The 1,435-nt window shown below is 68.3% G+C and carries 1 protein-coding gene; it reads left to right on the plus strand.

Annotated elements, in window-relative coordinates; all coding sequences use genetic code 11:
* Nucleotides 1-57: 57 nt before the first annotated feature.
* Nucleotides 58-1,332 carry an IS701 family transposase gene (locus ACWBNA_RS47790; RefSeq protein ID WP_482710875.1) on the plus strand — a complete coding sequence of 425 codons (1,275 nt, stop codon included), beginning with the start codon at nucleotides 58-60 and terminating at the stop codon, nucleotides 1,330-1,332.
* Nucleotides 1,333-1,435: the final 103 nt, after the last annotated feature.

Genomic DNA, 1,435 nt, shown 5'->3' on the forward strand with positions numbered 1-1,435 from the left:
ACTAGTAGGACTCCGTTACGTCTGTCCCGCGGTGCTGTTTGGGGGCATGTTGGGGGTGTGGACGCACATGAAGTGAACCGTGCTCGGGCTAAGTTGGCGTTATTCGTCGCTGATGTGTTCGCGTCGGTGCCGCGCAAGGACCAGCGGGCGAAGGGTGACTGCTATCTGCGGGGACTGATGGTGGACGGTCGCCGCAAGTCCATCCAGGCCATGGCGGAGCGGCTGCCGGACGGCAATGAGCAGAACCTGCAGCAGTTCGTGAACCAGTCGACGTGGGATCCGGTGCCGGTGCGGCGGCGGATCGCCGAGCGGATGGTGCCGCTGCTCGGCCCGGATGCCTGGGCGGTGGACGATGTGTCGTTCCCCAAGGACGGGAAGATGTCGGTGGCGGTCGCACCTCAGTACTGCGGAGCCTTGGGCAAGCAGGCCAACTGCCAGGTCGCGGTGAGCGTGCACGCGGTCTCCGACACCTCGTCCTGTCCACTGCAGTGGCGCCTGTTCGTGCCCCAGGAGTGGGCGCACGATCCGGTCCGCCGACGCAAGACGGGGGTCCCTGAGGAGATCGGGCACCGGGAGAAGTGGCGCCTGGCCTTGGATGTCCTGGACGAGCTGGCCGGTTGGGGTCTCATCCCGCCGGTGGTGGTGGCCGACGCCGGCTACGGGCAGAACGCCGACTTCCGCGACGGGCTGGAACGTCGGAGCATCGGCTACGTGGTGGCGATCCGCTCGGACGTGACCGCCCACCCGCACGATGCCGTGCCCACCGCCCCGCTCTGGTCCGGCAACGGCCGCAAGCCCCAGCCCCGCTACCGCGACAAGCCGCCCCCGGTGGCCGCGCTGGCGACGGACCAGGGGCGGCAGGCCTTCACCGAGGTGACCTGGAGGGAAGGCTCCCGCGGACCGATGCGTTCGCATTTCCTGTCCCTGCGGGTGCGGCCGGCCGGGATCAAGTCCCGACGCCTCGCCCAGGCCACCGTCACAGACGAGAACTCCTGGGACGGCGTCCTGCCCGACGCCACACTGCTGGTCGAATGGCCCGCCGGCGCCCAGGCGCCCACCGGCTACTGGCTGTCCAACCTGCCCGACACGCTCTCCCTCGCCGAACTGGTCCGACTGGCGAAAATCCGCTGGCGCATCGAGCACGACTACCGCGAACTCAAACACGGCCTCGGCCTGGACCACTTCGAAGGACGTTCCTGGACCGGGTGGCACCACCACGTCACCCTGGTCGCCGCCGCCCACGCCTTCCTCACCGAACAGCGCCTGGCCCCAAAAGCCGATACACCGGGCTCACCCTCTACCAGATCCTCGACACCATCCAGGACCTGCTGAACTGCTGGACCGGCACCTGCACCACCTGCCACCGCCCCCTGCCCAGAACATCCACCACCAGCCCGAACCCAAGAGCCAGAGCAACCTAACGGAGTCCTACTAG

Source organism: Streptomyces sp. Q2 (genome assembly GCF_056820935.1).